Consider the following 22,524-nt stretch of genomic DNA (forward strand, 5'->3'; position numbering starts at 1 on the left):
ACTTGTAGCATGGAGTTTGTTTTTACACGAAATAAATTCCATGTTTTTACAATTAAACAAATAGAAAATAAAATGAAAAATTATAGAATTATATATGCACTTACAGTGTTGTTATTATGTCAAGTGAGTTTTGCACAAGATAAAAAAATGTCTCAACACGTGGTGCTGATTTCGGTAGACGGATTTAGACCAGAATTTTATTTAGAAGAAAAATGGCCGGTACCAAATTTAAAACACATGGTAAAAGAAGGTGTCTCTGCAACGGGTGTAAGAGGCATATTTCCTTCGGTAACCTATCCTTCACATACGACTTTAATTACAGGTTCATACCCTATGGATCATGGAATTTATTACAACAGTCCGTTTGAAGAAAAAGGCCAAACGGGGCGTTGGTATTGGGAATATGATCTAATTAAAACCAAGACATTATGGACAGCAGTAAAAGAAGCAGGTAAAACTAGTGCTAGTTTTATGTGGCCAGTTACAGTGGGTGCCGACATAGATTATAACATACCCGAAAATTGGTATCTAGATAGTTCTTATGGAAAAATTAAGCCGATGAGAGATTTCGAGAGTCCAGAAGGGTTTCTAAAAGAAATGGAAGAAGAAGTTCTTGGTAAATTAAATGATAAAACATTTAATGGCGATTATCTAAATAGGGAAGACAGAATTGGAGAAATGGCAGCCTATACGTTAGAAACTTACAAGCCAAACTTTATGTCGATTCATCTTTTTGCAGTAGATCATTTTCAACATGAACAAGGGAGAGAAGGAGAAAAAGTGTATACCTCTATAGCTGCTGTAGATAGGGCTATTGGTAAAATAAAAGAAGCGGCTATAAGAGCGGGCCTTGAAGATCAGACCACATTTATAATCACAGGAGATCATGGTTTTGCAGACATACATTCTGCACTTAGTCCCAATATTTGGTTGGTTGAAGAAGGTTTAATTGAAGATAAAAAAGATCGTGGAAATTGGAAAGCCGCTTTTCACACATCTGGGGCTTCGGCATTTTTAATGGTTAAAAATAAAGGGGATAATAAAACTGTAGAAAAGGTTAGAAAAAAACTAGATGAACTGCCGTCTAATATCAAAAAATTATTTAGAGTTGTTGATAGAGCTGAATTAGATGAAATAGGAGCAGATCCTAATGCTGTTCTAGCCTTAGCTCCTATACCTGGAATTGCCATGTCTTCTAAAACAAATGGAGATATCCTTTCGGCAAGAACAGGAGGTACTCACGGGTATTATCCAGATTTTAAGCAAATAGAAACTGGATTTGTGGCATTTGGAGCAGGTATTTCAAAATCTAAAACAATAGAAAAAATGGGGTTAGAAGATATCGCTCCCATAATTAATGAATTACTAGATTTAAATTTTGAATCAAAAAAAGGAGTGCTATATCCAGGGATATTAACTAAGACAAACTGATTTGTTTTTTAAAGCATTTGCAATGGTTTGACGGGTGGCCCCAATAAGGTCGCCCTTGTCTTTTTGTGTAAGTAAACAGTGTATGTTATGAGGCTCGCCTTTTACATCTAAAACATTAATGGTGTAAATGGTATTTAAGAATTTTAACTTATCTACTATGGAGCGTTCATTTACTTTACATAATTTCTTTTCGGCTATATACCATCTTTTTGTTAAGTAGCTAAAAAACCATTCAGCGGCAACGGGATGACTTTTAACTTCTCGTTTAAAAAAGTCTAAATCGTATAGTCTTACTTTTACATCCATTAGCGTTTTCGAAAATTCAAAAAATTGTCCGTTTAAATATCTTAAATTACCAAAATAATCGCCTGTATGTACCACGTCATACGTGTATTCATCTCCTTTTTCGGAATATCCACCTAATTTGACGGCTCCAGTGACAATCTCATAAATATAGTTTTTTACTTTGGGAGGTTGGTAAATGTAACTGTTCTTTTCAAATACAATTTCGGTTACGAAATTTTCTAACTCACTATTATATCTCTCCTTAAGATGCTTGTAAAAAGAAAAAATCTCATAATCTTTTAAATCGGGTCTCATACGTTATAAGTCAAAAATTGGCAAGACATAAAAATAGGTATAGCTAGCGTATACTAAGTTATTTAAAGTTTAAGTTTTCAATTTTAACTTTTCAGCGCGTTACTATATTAGGTTGCTAAAAATATTTAAATATGTTAAGGATTTTGAAGTCGAAATAAAAATTGTAAACCCCGATATTAATCAAAATATCGGGGTTACAAACAAATCAATTCAAATAAACTATTATATATGCTTAGAGAGTGCTTCTAAAGATTCTACTATAGCAACCTCAACATCTACATGATCTTGATTTAAAATCGATAAATTGATTTTTAATTGTGCTTTGGCTGAATCTGAAAGCGTGTTATTCGTTAGTTTCTGAAGTATAATAGATGACGCTTCAGAGAGGTTTTTAGACAATGAATCTAAATCATTTAAAAGTGGCGATTTTTCTAATTTAGAAAATGTCTCATAATTTTTAGACCAATGCTTCAAATACACTATAAGTTTTGCTTTAGTGTTTTCGGTAGGTGACGCTATATAACTTTTGACTAAGCGGTTAAATTTAACGGCATCTTTAGCATCTACAGTACAAGCATCTGCAAATAATCGAAACGGTGAGAAAGTTTTGTATTCTGTTCCACCTTGATTTCTTGAATAGATTTTAAGTGGTTCGCAAATATTCATTAGTGTTTCTAGAGAAGAAATATCTTGATTATTCGACAAGTTTCTTAAAAGAACAGCTTTGTTTTTAATATGCGTTATGCCTAATTCTTCCAGGCGGTAGCTGATTACGTCTAAACGCTTTAACATATTATCTACATCGTTTACATCTTTTTGTGACCAAAGGCGTTCTGCTATTGCTGCTGTTCTTGGCCAAATTCTAGAATCTATAGTTTCCGATGTGGTAAGTTCGCTCCACATGGTTGCTTCTCCTCCTAGAATACGTGCTTGTTCTTCTGTTGTTAATTGGATATCGCCAATTGGTTCGTTTTGATAGTGCTTTATCACAGATTCCATACGGTCTATATAAAACCCGTTAGATAAAATGGTGTTGTAACCTTGTTTAGCGGCCTCAATTAATGAGCCTCCTTTTGGAAGCCCTTCGTTTTCCGATCTCCAAGAGTGAATCACTGCGGTTGTTGGCATGGTTGGTGTCATAATCTCATCCCAACCCACTAGGTTTTTACCTAATTTATTTAAAACTTTCTCAAGCTTAATATTAAAATAGGTTTGTAAATCGTGATTGGTTTTTAGGTTATGCGCTTTTTTGAATTTCTGAATATTTTCATTAGCATCCCAGTGTTTTCCTTCGTTTTCATCGCCTCCAATATGGAAGTAAGTGTCAGGAAAAAGTGGTGCGATTTCAGTAAATAGATTTTCTAAAAAAACATAAGTGTTGTCGTTTGTAGGATCTAATGTCGGGTCGAAAACACCTGAATAACGCTCTACACTATAAGAGGCTCCCGGTTTACTTCCCAATTCTGGAAAGGCTGTGAGTATAGCTGTGGCATGTCCAGGGACATCGATTTCTGGAACGACGCGTATTCCTAATTTTGAAGCATAAGCTACCACATCTTTAATTTGGTTTTGGGTGTAAAACAACCCGTCTGAAGCCAAATCTGTTAATTGCGGATACACTTTAGATTCTATACGAATCCCTTGGTCGTCTATTAAATGCCAATGAAATACATTCATTTTTACCGAAGCCATAGCTTCTAAATTGCGTTTAATCACATGTACGGGATGGAAATGTCTAGACACGTCTATCATTAAACCGCGCCATACAAAACGTGGTGCATCAGAAATTGAAGCGCCTTTAAAGTAATATGTAGTAGCATCGTTGCTTGTAAGTTGTAACAAGGTTTCAATTCCTCTTAAAGCCCCGATATCTGTGTTTGCGGTAATTGTTGCACCAGAATTTGAAACGTTTAATTGATACGATTCGTCGTTGTTTATAGTCAGTTTTCCTTCGTTTTTATAGCTGATTTTAATCGTTGCATTGGGATTGGCTTTTGCAGAAGTTGGGAAGCCTGAATTAATAAACACACCCGTTCTACCAGAAAGGCGTCTTAAAAAAGAGGTCGCCACAAAGCGCACACGGTCTTGTGCAGGACCGTCAATAGAAATAGTTAAGTTTTCAGTAATAGGAAGGTTTTGCTTCGTATCCTGTATGTTTTTTGGCCAAGGCATCAAATCATATGTACTTGCTAATGCATCTTGAGCATGACTCAAAGCACTGTTAAAGGTTATGATTATAATTAGTAATATGATTTTTTTCATTGTGTCTTATTTAAGGCTCAATTAAGTTTAATGTACTTTTTCTGTAATGGTTTTATTAATTCCTGCGGCTTCGATTTTTTCTATTCCAGTCTGAATTAACGTATCTCCTTTCATTTGAATTTTAAAAGAGAATGTATGATTTTTAATGGCTTCCGAATTGGTGTAACTCAAAACCTCTTCATAGTCTTGTCCGTTTAAAACGTAAGAGCCAGCACCGCTGTAAAAATGTTCATTAGAATTTATATTCTGATTGAAAAATGCAAAATGTGAGTCATTGATAATTTTAATGAACTCGGTATGTTGTAAATCTTTAATTTGAATGGTATCATTTTCAATAATTTCAGCATAAACCATTTTCCAAGTTCCTGAAATTGATATGTTTTCAGGAGTGTTTTTACAAGACCAACAGATTAAAGCTGAAATTATTAAAAGTGATTTTTTCATTCTATTTTAGAAATGATAACGTTTAAACGCTTCAATAGCAGCGTAATCTGCAAGCCCTAAATCGTTATATTTTTTGGCTGTTAAGCGATTTCTGTCTTCTGCACGAACCCAAAATTCTCTGGAGTCGTCGCCCTGAAACATGACACCATCTTTTTGAGATTGGTGATAGAATATAGCATGACGTTTTTTAAGCACCTGATCCGGACTCATAGGCACAGCCATTTCTATTTCGTAAGATTCCCATTCGTGCCAAGCACCACGGTATAACCAAACCCAGCAATCGTTCATGAATGCTTTTGGTTTAAGCACATCTATAGCTTCAAAAAGCGCATCTAAACACATTTTATGAGTGCCGTGCGGATCTGCCAAATCTCCTGCTGCATAAATTTGATGAGGTTTAACAGCTTCAATTAAAGATGTAACAATGTCGATGTCGTCCGACGTTAAATTCCCTTTTTTAATGGTTCCAGTTTCGTAAAACGGTAGATTTAAAAAGTGAACATTTTCATCTTTTACACCCAAATAGCGTGTTGCGGCTAAAGATTCACTTTGCCTGATTAAGCCTTTTAATTGTCGCAATGCTTTCGAATCGATATCCTTGTCTGTCTTACTTTGCAAAAAGTCTATTATCGCTTTAGCTTCAGAATTATCTGGATTTAATTTGCAGATAATTTCAGCAAATTTTAAAGCCTCTTCATCTGAAACAGCAATGTTTCCAGAGGTTTGGTAAGCAATATGTACCTCGTGACCTTGTTCTACTAACCTATCGAAAGTTCCTCCCATAGAAATAACATCGTCGTCTGGGTGTGGACTAAAAATAATAACACGTTTTTTAGCAGGATTAGCGCGTTCTGGTCTGTGAGAATCATCGGCATTTGGTTTTCCTCCAGGCCATCCTGTAATGGTATGCTGTAGTTTATTAAACATCTTTATGTTTAAATCGTAAGCTGTACCTTCTTCGGTTAACAAGCCAGACATTCCGTTGTCGTTATAGTCTTTGTCCGTTAATTTTAAAATGGGTTTACCTAATAGCTCACTAAGCCAAACTACAGCTTTAAGTTTTAAGATGTCTGTCCAATGACAAGATGCAACTAGCCAAGGTGTTTTTACGCGTGTTAATTCTGATGATGCCTCGCTATCAATAACAAAAGTAGTATTGTCGTGGTCTTGCAAATAAGTAGCAGGGACGCTAGACGTTTCTTCGCCTTCAATGGTGTCTTTAAGAATTTTGGCTTTGTTTAAACCCCAACCTAACAATACGATACGTTTGGCGCTTTTAACGGTGCCAATTCCCATAGTAATGGCTTTTCTCGGTACGTTATCGATACCTAAAAAAGCGGGTGCAGCATCTGCTCGTGTAACGTGGTCTAATGTAATACTTCTGGTTCCAGAATTTAAATGCGACCCTGGTTCGTTAAAACCAATATGTCCAGTACGTCCAATGCCTAATAGTTGAAAATCTAAGCCACCGTATGATTTAATTTTTAATTCGTAATCGATACAATATTGATATAAATCGTCTGCACTTACCATGCCGTTTGGAATGTTAATATTTTCAGGAAGAATATCGACATGATTAAACAGGTGCTCATGCATGAAGTAAAAATAACTTTGAATATTATCTTTCCCCATAGGGTAGTATTCATCTAAGTTAAAGGTGACCACATTAGAAAAACTGAGGCCTTCTTCCTTATGCATTCTTACCAATTCTTCATATACTTTTATAGGAGACGATCCTGTAGCTAGACCTAAAACACAAGGCTGATTCAATGCTTCCTTTTCGTTAATTAAAGTCGCGATTTCTTCTGCAACAATTATTGATGCCTCATTTGAAGAGTCGAAGATTACGTTATGAATTTTTTCAAAACGCGTTTCCTCAAATTTTCCAGCCTCCGTGTAGGCTATACTTTTTAAATCAGTACTATCTACTTTCATTTTAATTTTTTTTTTGATAAAGTAAACGGGACTCAACTCCCGTTTACTTTGTGAACTAATCAACACTCAATCAATATATAATCTTAGTTTCTTTGGATTAAAAATTAGATAATCCGGTATCCCACCATAATCTAGTTCCTCCTGTATCTGGACCCTTTAACATCCCTACAGCAGCATCTACATTTGCACCGTTTGTATTTTTCTCTACGTCTACAAAATTGATTCGGCGAATTTGAATATCTGAATCTATGGTGCCTCCGCTATTGTTTACAACCACAGGGAATAATCTAGGGTAACCCGTACGTCTAAATTCACTCCATGCTTCTTGTCCGTCAGGGAACATAGCAATCCATTTCTGGGTTATTATTTGTTCTAATTGTTCTTCTTTAGAACCCGCTTCGTTATATGCAATTTTAACATTAGAATTATAAGCAATGTTGTTGTCTGGGTTTAATGCATCTACAAAATTTGCAGGTGTGCTTGTAGTGTCTGCCAAATAAGCTTCTACTCCAGAGGCTCCAAATTGTGCAAAAGAAGCACGAACACCAGCTTCGTAATTTGCTTTAGCATCTCCAGCACCAGTCCATCCTCTTAAAGCTGCTTCAGCTTTTAAGAATGCTACTTCTGCAGCAGTCATCCAGATTTTGTTAGAACCGCTTACGGCAGATCCAATAGGTGAGTGGCTACCGTATTCACCTTTTGCTTCAATTTCTATACCTTGACGAATTCCTTTATAGCTTCCTAAAGAAGGATCTAAAGCGGTGTTGAATAGTGTTGAAATTCTATTGTCTTTAAATCCTGTTAAAATAGATTCCATTTCTGCACTCATGGCAATATCTCCCCAAACTTGACTAATTGTTAATACAGGATGCACAAAGCCACCCATGTCTACTAACATGTCTTGAGATTCTAATAACCCTGCGTTGCTAGATAATGCAAGCTCACCTTGGGTTTGTGCCAAAGTAGGGTTTACTTTAGAAACACGAATTGCTAATCGTAAACGTAACGTATTCGCAAAAGCTCTCCATTGCCCAATGTCTCCACCTAGAGATGATTGGTCGAATGCTGTAAATTGCGCATCTTCAGTAAATGATTCAAGACCATTAATCGCTTCATCTAAGTCCGCGAAAAATGCGTTGTAAGCTTCTTCCTGAGAATCGTATTGTCCTGTAGTATCGTAATCGTCGAATTTAGAATAACGTATTGGTCCGAATACATCAGAAATACGATGCATGGCCATGACTTTTATAACGTTAGATAAGTAAACAAATTTTACACCATTTGGATCTCCAGAAAGCTCTACTTGTTGTGTGATTTCACGAGCATAGGGCATAACACCGTTTCCGTCGTTTGCATCGTAAGCATCGCTCCAAATAAAACCGTTCCATCCATTTACTAAAGCATAAGTTTGGTTGTTTATGTTTCCGGCAAAAGGAGTTGGCGAAGTCATATATCCCGAAAAGATATCTGCATTAAGGTTTTGTTGTAATTGGTAGTTCCAGGCCGGCTCTACACGAATTACATTCGAAAACATGGGTGAAAATCGAGATCCGATATGGTTGTTTTGTTGTGTTAAACTTTCTTGAGAGATTCCGTTTGGATTTGTGTTTATATCTTCAAAATCTCCAGTACAGTTTGATAAACTCATGGCAACAACAGATGCCAATGTATATTTTAATATATTTTTCATTTTTCTTAGAAATTTATGTTAACATTTAATCCGATACTTCTCGTAGAAGGTTGGTTATAAATATCTACGCCTTGTAATCCCATTCCTGTACTCGATGCAATATTCGGATCGAATGGTGCGTCTTTATAGATGAAGAAAAGATTGTTTGCGATAAGCGAGAAGTTAATGTTATCTATCGTACTATCGTTTAAATTTAATTTGTACCCTACAGATAATTCACGTAAGCTAATGTTGGTGGCATCGTAAACATATTCTCCTAACATACCGTCTCTACCGCCAATTGCATTGTAATACGATTGTGCATCGATTTGAGAAGCAGTACCACTTTCGTCAACAACGTTTATCATGCCGCCGTTGTTATTTCTAGCATCTGCAGAAGCTTGAGATACACCGTATTTATCGTTTACAGCTTCAGTAACACTCATGACGTCACCTCCAAATTTACCGTCGATAAGGAAGTTAAAGTGAAAGTTTCCAAATTCAAAAGAGTTGTTCCATCCTAATGTAAAGTCTGGTTGAGCATGTGCTACAGTTTCGAAATCTGTACTTAATAATGTTCCAGAAGAGTTAATTATTGGCGTACCATTTTCGTCTCTAACTAAAGAACGCGCTTTAATACTTCCAAAGTCTTCTCCTTCAATTAAAGAATACTCGTAACCATTTACACCACGAGCAGTAATAATAGCTTCTCCATTTTGTAATGATGGGTGTACTGCAATCACTTCGTTATCGTTTTTAGCAAAGTTTAAGGCTGTATTCCACGTAAAGTTATCTGTAACTACAGGTTTTCCGTTTAATACAAGCTCGATACCTTTATTCGAAATTTCTCCAGCATTTACAATGTTTTGTGCATATCCGTTTGGATTTGGTTCTGCTTGGATGTAGAAAATCTGATTGTAAGTACTCGTACTATAGTAGGTAAAGTCTAAACCTAAACGGTTACCAAAGAAACGCCATTCTGTACCAATTTCGTAAGCTTTTTGTCTTTCTGGCTCTAAGGTTTCACCTTCAATAGGAGCAAAAGGGGCAGTACCAATACCTGTATTTGTATTGTTTATACCGTTTAATGGAACAGTAGCATATACCGGGATATCTTTTCCTACCTCTGCGTAAGATCCTCTTACTTTAGCGAAAGAGATAAAGTCTGGCATATCGAACATTTCTGTTAACACTGTAGTTAAACCAACAGAAGGATAAAAGAATGAATTTGAATCTGTATTTACTAGGGTAGAAGACCAGTCTGAACGACCAGTAACATCTAAGAATAACATATCCTTATATCCAAAGTTTAAAGACCCGAAAACCGATTGTACTTCTCTGTTTGAAACCGATTGTCTGATGTTATTGGTAGATACAAAATTCGCAATAGTAAATACGTTTGGATAGTTAAGACCGTCTCCATCACGTCCAGAGTCTAATAAAATCTGATCTCCAAGTTTGTATTTTGTTAAACTTGTACCTAAAAGACCAGAGAAAGAAAAGTTTTCTGATAGGTCTTTGTTGTACGATGCTATTAAGTCGATGTATTGTTGGGTGTTTTCTGTTTTTTCTAAAACGTAACGGCCGTTATCTCCAGAGTTTACAGGATCAGTTCCTGCATATTGTCTTTTGTCGAATGTAAAGAAAGACTTGTCGTAACTCCCTCTAGATTGTAAAGCAAAATCTTCGGTAACATTATATTTTACAGATACGTTAGCTAATACGCGTTGTGCGATATCTTTACTTGGACTACGGTTAATTAACCAGTACGGATTTTGCTGAATGTTCTCGTCGAAAGACGAAGCATACTGATCCATTTGGTTTAAATCTGTATTGAAATATTCGTACTTATCTTTGTATAAATCTCTACTAATTCCTACAGGATTAAGGTACACTGCTGTTAACGGGTTAGAGTATAAACCATTTGTTGGACGATTCCATATACGCTGATCTGATAAGTTAATGCTTGCAGATACTTCAATTTTATTATCTAAAAATGCGGCAGTTTCTCTTAATGTAATATTGTTACGCGTTAAGCGGTTTTCTGGAATAACACCTTCTCCTATGGTGTTTGCGTAAGAGAAATATGTTTGGGCTTTAGCATTTCCTGCTGTTAGTGATAAGGCGTTAATAGAAGTGAATCCTGTTTGGAAGAAATCTTTAGGGTCATTGCTTAATCCGCTTGCTTTATCTCCCCAAGATTTGGCATCTGCCACTCGTCCGTTTTCTGCAATTGGCTGTCCAACAGATTTACTTTGGTATTCAGATTGTAACTCTGGTAATGAAGTTACATTGTCTACCGTAAAACTTGAATTGAAGTTTACCGATAAAACACCATCTTTTCCTTTTTTAGTAGTAATTAAAATTACACCGTTAGCCCCTTGGCTACCATATAAAGCAGAAGCCGATGCACCTTTAAGGATGGTCATACTTTCAATATCGTCTGGATTAATTAACGACATGGCATCACCACCATCACGGTTACCTGTTTGGCTACCAAAAATATCGGTACCAGGCTCGTTTCCGTTAGAACCATTTCCGCTGTTTAACATCGGAATTCCATCAATTACATATAAAGGGTCGTTATTAGTAGTAGAAGAGTTTCCTCTTAATACTACTTTAGATGCACCTCCTAAACCCGAAGCGCTTTTTGTAATGGTTAAACCCGCCGACTTTCCAGATAAACTATTTATTGGGTTGGTTTGTTTTACCTGTGTTAATTGATCTCCACTTACTTCTTGAGCAGAATACGTCAGTGCCTTTTTCTCTTTCTTAATTCCTAAAGCCGTTACTACAACTTCGTTTAATTGTTCGCTATCTTCATCTAGTTGTACATCGTAAGTACTTGCAGTAGCAATAGTAATTTGCGAGGTTGTCATTCCTAAATACGAGAATTTTAATACATCTCCTACATTAGCGTTTAGGGTATAGTTTCCATCAAAATCGGTTAGTGTTCCATTTGATGTTCCTAAAACCACAACATTTGCTCCAGCGATTGGCATGCCATCTACTTTAGAGGTAACAGTTCCTTTAATTTCCTTGCTTTGTGCCTGCATCGCTTGTGAGCTACAGAACAATAAAGAAAATAAGAAGGTCATTCTTAAAAAGTGTTTCATAATTTGATTGTTTAGTCTCTGTTATTTGATTCAAGTTTATCTCTTTCTATCTTTATTTTAAAATTAAATATCTAAACGACACGATTTAACATATAAATAACATTAGAGTTACGATGAGCGTTTTTCAGGAAATAAAGAAAGGTGAATTTAATTGTGAATTAACTATTATATTACTAAAATTGCTTAATTATTATTTGCTTTTTTTAAAATTCGTTACACAATCTATAAAAAAATCACTTTGTTTAAGTTCAATATAAAGCAATCCATTTCTGTAAAATACCACATCCTATTTTGGTTGGGCTACTTTATATTTAATGTTGTACGTTGGGGAAGTTATTTTAACGATTACTGGTATTCGTTGAAATCCAACTTAATAGAGTTTCCTATACATATAATAGTAGTCTATATAAATGTGTATATTTTAATTCCGAAATTAGTATTGCGTAAGCGTTATTGGAGTTATTTATTCTGGCTTATATTTATGTTGGCCATGGTGTATATGGTGAGAACGGGATTAAATTATGTTTTAGTCACCAAAAATATTTGGCCAGAGGCAGGGAATTCTGGTCAGTTTTTAGAACTAAATCATATAGTCGCTGTTGTTTTAGGCGAATTGTATGTTATTGGGTTTGTATCTGCTATAAAATTACTTATTGATTGGAGTATAGAAAAGCAACGTAATGAAGAACTAGCAAAGTTGCAGTTAAGTACAGAGCTAAAATATTTGCGAACACAGATTCAGCCACATTTCTTTTTTAATACCTTAAATAATCTTTATGCTTTAACCTTAACCAAGTCTGATAATGCCCCGCAATTGGTCATAAAAATATCGGATATGATGCAATATGTGTTATATGAAGTTAATAGCTCTAAAGCCGATTTGTTTGAAGAAATAAATCATATTAATAACTTTATAGATATTGCCCGCTTGCGTTTTAACGATAGTATAGAGTTTGAAACAGACATCACTGGAAATATTGAAGATATTGAGGTGCCACCCTTATTATTTTTAACTTTTATAGAAAACAGTTTTAAGCATGGGTTAAAAAATAGTGAGAAAGTAACAGTAGTAATGAGTTTTGAAGTTAAAGGAAAAGATTATTTGGAGTTTAATTTAGTAAATAGTTTCAATTCTAATTCCGATATTACGAACGAACAAGGTATAGGTATTGCAAACACCAAACGCCGATTAAATTTACTGTTTGGCAGCAATTATGTATTAGAAACTACCATTAGGGATAATACATATAACCTGTTTTTAAAAATTCCCATTCGATGAAAATTAAATGCTTAATAATAGACGACGAATCTCTAGCCATTAAAGTGATAGAGGATCATTTAAAGAATTTCGATCATATAGAAATTGTGGCAACTTTTAATAATCCTTTAAAAGCTTATCCTATTATTGAGCGAGAAAAAATCGATGTTATTTTTTTAGATATAAATATGCCACAATTAAGTGGTTTTGCCTTTATTGAAAACTTAAGTTATAAACCATTAATAGTATTTACTACGGCCTATCGCGAATATGCAGTAAAGAGTTTCGAGTTAAATGTGCTGGACTATTTAGTGAAACCTATTCCGTTTAATCGCTTTCTAAAAACCATGAATAAGGTCTACCAACAGGTTTATATTACAAATGCAACTTCAGATTTAAACTTACAGCAAGAGCCTCATATTTTTCTTAAGGTAAGTAAGAAGTTAATTAAGGTGAATTTAAATGATATTCTATATATAGAGAGCCTTAAAGATTACATTAAAGTGATTACAACTTTAGGAGATTACGTGGTTCATAAATCGTTAACCGCTATTTCCGAGGAGTTGCCACAATCTAATTTTTTACGTGTACATCGGTCTTACACGATTTCTATAAATAAAATTAAATCGGTAGAAGGAAATACTATTGAAATTGCTAACCGTAGAATTCCAATTGGGAGGAATTACGTAAAGATTACCCGCGAACGCATCTTTAAAAACGAAGACTCTTAAATAAAATCAACTACATATTAACCACATAATTACTTACTAAAACATCATGTCTAAAACCGCAAAAACTCACGCGGCACCGAAGAATTCTTCTTTAGTGCCTATACTAATTATTGCCGGATTGTTCTTCATTTTCGGATTTGTAACATGGATTAACGGTGCCTTAATCCCTTTCATGAAAACCATAAACGAGCTTACCGATGCACAATCGTATTTAGTGGCTTCTGCATCTTATATTTCATTTGTTATTATGGCTTTACCGGCTTCGTATATTATTGAAAAAGTAGGTTATAAAAAGGGCATGTCTTTTGGATTAGCGCTTATGGGAATCGGTGCATTGGTTTTTATTCCTGCAGCCGAAGCACGTACGTATACACTGTTTTTAACTGGGATTTTTATTCAAGGTTTAGGTATGACGTTGTTACAAACGGCTTCAAATCCTTATATAACTATATTAGGACCTATGGAAAGTGCGGCAAAGCGCATTGCTATTATGGGAATAGCCAATAAAATTGCCGGAGCCCTTGGGTCTTTTATTTTTGGAGCACTATTACTATCTGGAATAGACGACATTCAAGCCAAATTAGCTACGGTGTCTCTAGAAGAAAAAACTACGCTTTTAGACGCAATGGCCGATAGCGTGGTGATGCCATATATTATTATGGCTGTTGTTTTGTTTATTCTAGCGGTTTTAATTACAAAAGCACCTTTACCTCATGTTGAAGCCGAAGAAGCAGATCAAGACAATGCAGATGGTGTGCTACATGTAAGAAAGACTAGTGTATTTCAATTTCCACACTTACTGTTGGGAGTGCTTGCATTATTTCTTTATGTGGGCGTCGAGGTTATTGCAGGCGATACTATTATCTCTTACGGTTTATCGCTTGGTATGCCTGGTGAAGAGGCCAAATCTCTTACCTTAATGACACTTTTTGCAATGGTTGGTACTTACCTGTTAGGTGTGTTTTTAATACCTAAATATGTGAGTCAGGTATTGGCTCTAAAAGTAAGTGCAATATTAGGAATCGCTTTTGCTATTTGTATATTATCAACCACAGGTTTTACCTCTGTTCTTTTTGTCGCTGCTCTTGGTATTTCTAATGCTTTAGTGTGGCCTGCTATTTGGCCCTTGGCTTTAAACGGTATGGGGAAATTTACAAAAACAGCTTCGGCCTTGCTTATTATGGCAATATCTGGAGGTGCAATTATTCCGCCTTTGTATGGTGCTTTAGTCGATGGTAAAAAAGAAGAATTAATCGGTTTAGGAATCGATCAAGCTACAGCCACAGCTCAAGCGGCAACTTCTGGGTATTGGATTCTTATTCCATGTTATGTTTTTATATTGTTTTATGCTGTTTACGGCCATAAAGTAGGGCTAAAAAAGTCGTAATTCGAACCCTATGAAACAACGTATTGAATCTGTAGATTTGTTAAGAGGTTTCACCATTGCGGCCATGATATTAGTAAATACACCTGGCGATTGGGGACAGGTGTACACACCGCTTTTACACGCAGACTGGCATGGATTGACTCCTACAGATTTAATCTTTCCGTTGTTTTTATTTATTGTCGGCATTTCAATTTATTACGCTTATAAGCATAAAAAGGGATCTTTGCCCGTGTATAAGAAAATAGCCGTTCGTAGTTTAAAACTGATTATCCTTGGTTTATTTCTAAATGTATTCACTCCAATACCACCGTTTTTTGAAACTCTAGAATCTGTACGTATACCTGGTGTTTTGCAACGCATAGGCATTGTGTTTTTTATAACGGCATGGTTATACCTCAATTGTAATTGGAAATTATTATTAGGAATTTCAATAACTATTTTGCTCGGATATTGGTTGTTTTTAGGATTTATGCCCTTTCCAGATGGTACTTTACCAACTTTTAATAGAGCGCCTAATAACTGGTCTAATTACATCGATTTAAAAATTTTAGGACAGCATATGTGGAAACCCGACTACGACCCTGAAGGTATTCTAGGAACATTTCCAGCCATTGTAACTAGTATATTAGGTGTGTTAGTAGGGAGATTTTTAGATTCTGAAATGTCGTATAAAGCCATAAAACTGGGGGCAATTGGCTTGGTGGCTGTGTTATTAGGATATGTGTGGCATTTGGTTTTTCCTATAAATAAAGCACTTTGGAGCAGTAGTTTTGTGCTTGTTACTGCGGGTATGGGGACCATAATATTAGGACTAATGTATTATATAGTCGATGTTAAAGGTTGGCATTTGGGGGCTGTTTTTAAATATGCAGGTATGAATGCAATCACCGTTTATTTTTTATCTAGCTTAATTAGTAAATCTTTTTATAAGATTCCGGTGGGTAATAATGAAAACTTGCACTCTTGGTTGTATCATAATGTATTTGTTTCAGAGAGTATGAGTCTTAAACTGACTTCATTAGTATATGCTCTAACAGTAGTCTTGTGTTATTTGGGTTTGGGATATTATTTATACAGAAAAAATATTTTTATAAAGGTTTGATTTTTAGCTGAAATACAAGCTAAAACTAAAAAAAATGGTTGAGGTATTGAAAAAATTATTACTTTGTAGGATCTAAAATGATTTAAGACCATGATGCAAGCTACTCCTTCACTTTCCTTTTTTACCCCAGAGTTTATACCTAATTCTGGAGCTATACTTGTCGATGCTGGAATTTCAGCAGGAGTCCCTGTTGCTGTGGGTGATATTAACGAAGAATGCTTGTCTTTAGATGTCGAGTTAGTAAGAAATAAGGAAACTACATTTTACGCTCGTGTAAGTGGCCAATCCATGATAGGGGCCGGTCTAGACGATAAAGATTTATTAGTGATTGATAGAAGTATAGCGGCTACACATAATAAAATAGCAGTCTGTTTTTTGGATGGAGAATTTACGGTTAAACGTTTAAAGGTCGAAAATGGTGAAGTTTGGTTGAAACCAGAAAATCCTAACTACAGCTCTATTCAAGTCACCGAAGCCAACGATTTTGTAATTTGGGGTATTGTCACTAATGTGATTAAAAGAGTGTGAAGTATGGTGGCTGGAAATCACTAAAGAGAACTACTTGGTAATGGGAGGACACAGCTTAAAAACGCGATAGAACACCATCTGTTTAGGGCGCTGTATGGCATTAATAATAAGAGTTTAACTACTTACTATTCTCAATTGGTTCTAGGTTTCTCAGACGGACATTTAACCGAATAAGATATATAATTAAAAACGCCTCAAAAATTAATTTTTTGAGGCGTTTTTATATGAGTGATAAAATATTTAATCGGCTAAGATTATAATTTTATTGTCTTTAGATTCTAAAGTTCCAGATTTAATAGCCAGAGTTAAAACCTTAGTGTCTGACACATGAGGAATAACTTCAGGATGTAATTTATCGTAATCTAAATGAGCTTGAGAATGTACTTTTATTTTTATAATTCCAGCTGTTAGAAGCGATACTATAGCCGCGTGATGATTAAGCATTTCAAACTCTCCATCGGCACCAGGTACAGTAACGGCATCTATTTCCGAACTAAATAAAGTAGCTTCTGGCGATACAATTTCTAAATACATATTCTTTTTAGTTATTTGTTTTTAGTTATTCGTTACTGGTCAAATGTGTATTAACCATTAACTAATACCTAACAACCAATTATGCTTCTGCTAACATTTTATCTCCAGTCTCGATAGCTTCTTCAATAGAACCTTTAAGGTTAAATGCTGCTTCTGGTAAGTGATCTAATTCACCAGACATAATCATATTAAATCCTTTAATAGTTTCTTTAATGTCTACTAACACACCTGGAATACCTGTAAATTGTTCTGCAACGTGGAAGGGTTGAGATAAGAAACGTTGTACACGTCTAGCTCTACCTACGGCTAATTTATCTTCTTCAGATAATTCTTCCATACCAAGAATAGCAATAATATCTTGTAATTCTTTATAGCGTTGTAATAACTCTTTTACATTTTGAGCACATTCGTAGTGATCTTTTCCTAAGATATCTGCTGTTAAAATTCTTGAAGTAGAATCTAATGGATCTACCGCTGGATAAATACCTAGCTCAGCAATTTTACGAGATAATACAGTTGTTGCATCTAAGTGAGCAAAGGTTGTAGCAGGAGCAGGGTCAGTTAAATCATCTGCAGGTACGTAAACCGCTTGTACAGATGTAATAGATCCTGTTTTAGTTGATGTAATACGCTCTTGCATCGCACCCATTTCTGTTGCTAAAGTTGGTTGGTAACCTACTGCAGAAGGCATACGACCTAATAATGCAGATACCTCTGAACCAGCTTGAGTAAAACGGAAAATGTTGTCTACGAAGAAAAGAACGTCTTTTCCTTGACCATCTCCAGCACCATCACGGAAATATTCTGCGATAGATAATCCAGATAATGCCACACGTGCACGTGCTCCAGGTGGTTCGTTCATTTGTCCGAAAACGAAAGTTGCTTTAGAATCTTTCATAAGGTTTTTATCTACCTTAGATAAATCCCATCCTCCATCTTCCATAGAGTGCATAAAGTCGTCTCCGTATTTAATAATACCAGACTCTAACATCTCTCTTAAAAGGTCATTTCCTTCACGAGTACGTTCTCCAACTCCAGCAAATACTGAAAGTCCACCGTGACCTTTTGCAATATTGTTAATCAACTCCTGAATTAATACTGTTTTACCAACACCAGCACCACCAAATAAACCAATTTTACCTCCTTTTGCGTAAGGCTCAATTAAGTCGATTACTTTAATACCTGTGAATAAAACTTCAGTAGACGTTGATAAATCTTCGAATTTTGGTGCTTGTCTGTGGATTGGTAATCCAGACTTACCTGTTTTTGGCAAGTTTCCTAAACCATCAATAGCATCTCCAATTACATTGAAAAGTCTACCATATACATCATCTCCAATTGGCATTTGTATTGGTGAACCTGTAGCAACAACTTCTGTCCCTCTACTTAATCCATCCGAAGAGTCCATCGCGATAGTACGAACCATATCTTCACCAATGTGAGATTGTACTTCTAATATAAGAAGTGAACCATCTGCTTTTGTAATTTCTAATGAATCGTAAATTTTTGGAAGAGCTCCTTCAGAGTCGAATACAACATCGATAACTGGACCAACGATTTGTGCAACTTTACCTGTAACTTTTGACATTACTTAATTATTTATAGATTTTTGCTTGATTTTTTTGAAAAAAAACTAGTTTTTCGCGGAGCAAATATAATAGTTTATATTTAAAAAAAATATGTTTTTTGGTTTTTTATGGTACTAAAAACACCTTCAGATTTAAGTCGTAATATTTTAATGTGTATAATTAATTTATTGAAGCAAAGGAGGGTAGTTTCTCAGTAAATAGAGTCCAATTGGTATTCCTCAGGATTCCTCTAAGTTTATATAGTAATTCAATGTCTTTAGTATCTATTCTTGTATTTGCTATAATAAAGTGACTGTTTTTATGCACTAACCGGTGCATAGTGTTTATAATGGATAAAATAGTTTTAATTTTTACTTTACAGGTTAAAACCTCTTCTTTCGAAATAAAAAAAGGCATTTAAAACTAAGTTTAAATGCCTTTTATATAATTTTATTTAAATGTAAATTATTCTACTGTAACCGATTTTGCCAAGTTACGAGGTTGATCTACGTTTTTGCCTAATTTTACCGCAATATGATACGATAACAATTGAAGTGGAATCGTTGTTAATAACGGAGATAAAGATTCTGAACAATCAGGAACTTCAATCACGTGATCGGCAAGATTTCTAACGCTTTCGTCACCTTCGGTAACAATACCTATAATTTTACCACTTCTAGATTTAATCTCTTGTATGTTACTCACTACCTTTTCGTAATGTCCTTTTTTAGTTGCAATAACAATAACAGGCATTTGCTCGTCTATTAAAGCAATAGGACCATGTTTCATTTCGGCTGCAGGATAACCTTCGGCATGAATATAAGAAATCTCTTTAAGTTTTAATGCACCTTCTAAAGCCACAGGGAAGTTGTAACCTCTTCCTAGATATAAGCAGTTTTTAGCATCTTTATAAATTTCGGCAACGGTATTAACGTAAGCATCCGACTCTAAAGCTTTTTTAACTTTGTCTGGTATAAGTTCTAACTCGATTAAGTGACGACGGAAATCCGAACTAGACATAGTGCCTTTTGCTCTTGCTAATCGTAAGGCCATTAAGGTTAAAACTGTAATTTGAGTGGTAAATGCTTTTGTGGATGCCACACCAATTTCTGGTCCTGCATGCGTGTAAGCCCCAGCATCACTCTCTCTTGCGATAGACGATCCAACAACATTACAAACTCCAAATACAAAGGCTCCTTTAGATTTGGCTAATTTAATAGCCGCTAAAGTATCTGCTGTTTCTCCAGATTGTGAGATTGCAATCACGATATCTTTTTCTGTAATTACAGGGTTTCTATATCTAAATTCTGAAGCGTATTCTACTTCTACAGGAATACGTGCTAAATCTTCAAAAATGTATTCGGCAACTAAACCAGCATGCCATGAGGTTCCGCAAGCGACAATAATAATACGGTCGGCGTTCAGGAACTTTTTCATGTTGTCTTCAATTCCAGACATTTTAATAATACCTTCATTAGCCAATAATCGGCCTCTAAACGTATCTAGAATTGCACTTGGTTGCTCGTAAATTTCTTTCAACATAAAATGCTCGTATCCTCCTTTTTCAATTTGTTCAAGGTTTAATTGAAGTTCTTGAATATAAGGATCGACCATAGTGTCGTCTTTAATTTTTCTAACTTTTATCTCCTTTCCTAAGCGAATAATTGCCATCTCTTCATCTTCAAGATAAATAGCATTTTTAGTAAACTCTAAAAATGGAGAGGCATCACTAGCTATAAAAAATTCGTTTTCTCCTACACCTATTGCTAACGGACTTCCTAATCTGGCCGCAATAATTTCGTTAGGTTTATTCTTATCGAAAATAGCAATGGCATAAGCGCCTACAACTTGGTTTAACGCAATCTGTACTGCTTTTCCTAGCTTAAGACCTTTTTCTTTTTTTAGTACTTCTTCAATCAGGTTAACTAATATTTCTGTATCTGTTTCCGATTTAAAAGTATATCCTCGGGTAATTAATTCCTTCTTAAGAGATTCGTAGTTTTCAATAATTCCGTTGTGGATAATTACTAAATCTCCTGAATTAGAATAATGAGGGTGAGAGTTAACATCGTTTGGAACACCATGGGTTGCCCATCTAGTATGTCCAATAGCAACAGTTCCTTTTGTGAAAATTTCTTTTTCTACACGTTCTTCAAGATCCGAAACTTTACCTTTGGTTTTACACACTTTTAGGTCTTGACCATCGTAAATGGCAATACCAGCACTGTCGTAACCACGGTATTCTAGACGTTTAAGTCCGTTTATTACTATCGGGTAAGCTTCTCTGTGACCAATATATCCTACAATACCACACATATCATTTTAGTTTTCAGGTTCGGTATAATAAATTTCTAATTTTGCACGTAAATTACTTGGAACACTTGAATGGCTTCCGTGTAAAATAGTTCCTTTTGGAGTTAAAATCGCACCTTCAGGAATGGTTGTTACCACGTCTCCTTCACTATCCAAAATGCGTGCATTTAAAGTATTATTTACATTCGTTGATAAAACTAACCCAATTTTTGTATTTGTTGAATCTTTCTCTAAAATATTTTTAAGATGTTCTGTTAATCTTATTTTGTATTTGTAGGTGCTTCCGTTTTCAAGACGTTGGCCTAGATGTATTACTTTAGAATCTAATGGAGTATTTGTGTTAGATGTCGGGTCGAAGGCATAGTCTATTAACGTTGTGTTATTCGTAGCATCGTAAGCAAATATTCTGTCGTAAGTATGGTAGAGGTGTTCGTCGTCCGCTTTATCTTTTCCTGTGTATATCTTACTTGCGTCTTCGTAAAGTGTTAGTTGAGCTTCGTTAATTAACCATTCGTCTTTATGAGATAAAAAGTCTTCTAAGTAACTGTCTGGTTCACCATCTCCATCTTCGTCAGGACCTTCAAATAAGCTAATAATAGCCATAGATCCTTCTCCTCCTTTAAGATATAATTTAGAATCTCCAGTAAGGGCATTACCATCTGTGAATTCTATATTACTATCAAAAGTATTAACTCTATTGGTGTTAAAGGATAAGGTGTAAGTACCTTCTGAGGTGGTCTCTTCGGTAACCGTATCTGTTGTTGTGGTGGTAGTATAAGTATAGTTAATCTGTATGTTGGCGTTAGTCGAATTAAAGTTAATCAGAATTTGATTTCCTTTATTGTCTATAGCTTCAGCCTTTATATAAATACCTCTAAAATAATCAACAAAATTATTCTGATTACTAAGCTCTGGGCTATCTTCTTTGTCAAAAAATAATTTTTCCCAATACTCATTATTGTTTAATAAGTCTACCCTTAATCTTGGCGATAAGCGTTCTGTAACAACATCTTCCTCGGTTTCTTCATCGTACTCCTCTATAACGATTTCATCCTTACTTGGATAAAAATTATCGTTATAGTATAACAACTCACCTTTAAAATTATCGAAATTTATGGTTTCGTTAGAGTTAGAATAATACAATTGCCCTTCGTCAAAGTTCGAACTCGGATCTGTATCTCTTAAATAATATTTGTTTTCGTAAATAGATAACTTTATTGGAGAATCTCCAAATATAGAATCTAATTGATAAGTAGTTGCGCCATCTTCGTCTATGTCTGTAGCTGTCGAAAAATAAGGCAACGTTAGTATAACAGATGTTATTTCAGGGTTTTCTCCAAAAAAAGGTGTGTAGGTGCTTGGTACCATTTGCGAAACTACGCTTGCAGTGGTTAATCCGTATTCTGGATTATTGTAGGCACCTATTAAATTTGAAGACAAACCATTAGTTTGTACAGGTTTTACTTTTTTTGAGTAAGCAATTATTGGATATTCAATGCTGTCGGAAACAAAATCTTTTCCTCCAATTATATTTGTTCCAAGGGAATTATAATCTTTATCGCATGCTATTAAAACTGTTAGCAATACTAGAATAATGCTAGGTAGTTTAATGACTTGTAAAATCTTTTTCATATATTTTTTATGAA

At 35.1% G+C, this 22,524-nt stretch carries 16 protein-coding genes; 6 read left to right on the forward strand and 10 right to left on the reverse strand.

Annotated elements, in window-relative coordinates; all coding sequences use genetic code 11:
* The first annotated feature begins 72 nt into the window (after nucleotides 1-72).
* Nucleotides 73-1,431 carry an alkaline phosphatase family protein gene (locus tag ACKC83_RS05895; protein ID WP_434037364.1) on the forward strand — a complete coding sequence of 453 codons (1,359 nt, stop codon included), beginning with the start codon at nucleotides 73-75 and terminating at the stop codon, nucleotides 1,429-1,431.
* On the opposite strand, the gene ACKC83_RS05900 is transcribed toward ACKC83_RS05895, so the two are convergent.
* From ACKC83_RS05900 to ACKC83_RS05925, 6 genes are all read right to left on the reverse strand, one after another.
* Nucleotides 1,414-2,031 (reverse strand): Crp/Fnr family transcriptional regulator, encoded by a 618-nt coding sequence (locus ACKC83_RS05900; RefSeq protein ID WP_434037365.1) that lies wholly within the window; start codon nucleotides 2,029-2,031, stop codon nucleotides 1,414-1,416. The genes ACKC83_RS05895 and ACKC83_RS05900 overlap by 18 nt on opposite strands.
* 222 nt (nucleotides 2,032-2,253) lie before the next feature.
* Complete coding sequence (locus ACKC83_RS05905) at nucleotides 2,254-4,293, reverse strand: beta-N-acetylhexosaminidase (RefSeq protein WP_434037366.1); 2,040 nt, start codon at nucleotides 4,291-4,293, stop codon at nucleotides 2,254-2,256.
* Between the two features lie 27 nt (nucleotides 4,294-4,320).
* Nucleotides 4,321-4,737, reverse strand: a complete 417-nt coding sequence (locus ACKC83_RS05910) for a hypothetical protein (RefSeq protein ID WP_434037367.1) — start codon at nucleotides 4,735-4,737, stop codon at nucleotides 4,321-4,323.
* 6 nt (nucleotides 4,738-4,743) lie between these two features.
* Nucleotides 4,744-6,672 (reverse strand): glucosamine-6-phosphate deaminase, encoded by a 1,929-nt coding sequence (gene nagB, locus ACKC83_RS05915; protein ID WP_434037368.1) that lies wholly within the window; start codon nucleotides 6,670-6,672, stop codon nucleotides 4,744-4,746.
* A gap of 97 nt (nucleotides 6,673-6,769) precedes the next feature.
* Nucleotides 6,770-8,362, reverse strand: a complete 1,593-nt coding sequence (locus ACKC83_RS05920) for a RagB/SusD family nutrient uptake outer membrane protein (protein WP_434037369.1) — start codon at nucleotides 8,360-8,362, stop codon at nucleotides 6,770-6,772.
* A gap of 5 nt (nucleotides 8,363-8,367) precedes the next feature.
* Nucleotides 8,368-11,457, reverse strand: a complete 3,090-nt coding sequence (locus ACKC83_RS05925) for a SusC/RagA family TonB-linked outer membrane protein (protein WP_434037370.1) — start codon at nucleotides 11,455-11,457, stop codon at nucleotides 8,368-8,370.
* Between the two features lie 238 nt (nucleotides 11,458-11,695).
* Here ACKC83_RS05925 and ACKC83_RS05930 point away from each other — a divergent pair, with 238 nt between their 5' ends.
* From ACKC83_RS05930 to ACKC83_RS05950, 5 genes are all read left to right on the forward strand, one after another.
* A complete protein-coding gene (locus ACKC83_RS05930; RefSeq protein WP_434037371.1) occupies nucleotides 11,696-12,736 on the forward strand; it encodes a sensor histidine kinase in 1,041 nt (346 codons plus the stop codon).
* On the forward strand, nucleotides 12,733-13,446 hold the full coding sequence (locus ACKC83_RS05935; RefSeq protein WP_434037372.1) for a LytR/AlgR family response regulator transcription factor: 714 nt from the start codon (nucleotides 12,733-12,735) through the stop codon (nucleotides 13,444-13,446). Before ACKC83_RS05930 ends, ACKC83_RS05935 begins: the two co-directional genes overlap by 4 nt.
* Before the next feature lie 46 nt (nucleotides 13,447-13,492).
* Nucleotides 13,493-14,833, forward strand: coding sequence for a sugar MFS transporter (locus ACKC83_RS05940; protein ID WP_434037373.1), 1,341 nt, complete (start codon nucleotides 13,493-13,495; stop codon nucleotides 14,831-14,833).
* A 10-nt stretch (nucleotides 14,834-14,843) separates the two neighbouring features.
* Nucleotides 14,844-15,935 (forward strand): acyltransferase family protein, encoded by a 1,092-nt coding sequence (locus ACKC83_RS05945; RefSeq protein ID WP_434037374.1) that lies wholly within the window; start codon nucleotides 14,844-14,846, stop codon nucleotides 15,933-15,935.
* Between the two features lie 93 nt (nucleotides 15,936-16,028).
* Nucleotides 16,029-16,463 (forward strand): LexA family protein, encoded by a 435-nt coding sequence (locus ACKC83_RS05950; protein WP_434037765.1) that lies wholly within the window; start codon nucleotides 16,029-16,031, stop codon nucleotides 16,461-16,463.
* A gap of 240 nt (nucleotides 16,464-16,703) precedes the next feature.
* Here the strand turns inward: ACKC83_RS05950 and ACKC83_RS05955 are convergent, their stop codons facing one another.
* The 4 genes from ACKC83_RS05955 to ACKC83_RS05970 form a co-directional block, all read right to left on the reverse strand.
* Complete coding sequence (locus ACKC83_RS05955; protein WP_414035689.1) at nucleotides 16,704-16,997, reverse strand: FoF1 ATP synthase subunit delta/epsilon; 294 nt, start codon at nucleotides 16,995-16,997, stop codon at nucleotides 16,704-16,706.
* Nucleotides 16,998-17,076: 79 nt separating this feature from the next.
* A complete protein-coding gene (gene atpD, locus ACKC83_RS05960) occupies nucleotides 17,077-18,585 on the reverse strand; it encodes a F0F1 ATP synthase subunit beta (protein ID WP_414035688.1) in 1,509 nt (502 codons plus the stop codon).
* A 445-nt stretch (nucleotides 18,586-19,030) separates the two neighbouring features.
* The gene (gene glmS, locus ACKC83_RS05965; RefSeq protein ID WP_434037375.1) at nucleotides 19,031-20,881 is read right to left on the reverse strand and encodes a glutamine--fructose-6-phosphate transaminase (isomerizing); all 1,851 of its coding nucleotides are present in this window, start codon (nucleotides 20,879-20,881) and stop codon (nucleotides 19,031-19,033) included.
* A 6-nt stretch (nucleotides 20,882-20,887) separates the two neighbouring features.
* Nucleotides 20,888-22,510 (reverse strand): DUF4270 domain-containing protein, encoded by a 1,623-nt coding sequence (locus ACKC83_RS05970; protein ID WP_434037376.1) that lies wholly within the window; start codon nucleotides 22,508-22,510, stop codon nucleotides 20,888-20,890.
* Nucleotides 22,511-22,524: the final 14 nt, after the last annotated feature.

Source organism: Formosa bonchosmolovskayae, assembly GCF_051016085.1.
Classification (GTDB): domain Bacteria; phylum Bacteroidota; class Bacteroidia; order Flavobacteriales; family Flavobacteriaceae; genus Formosa.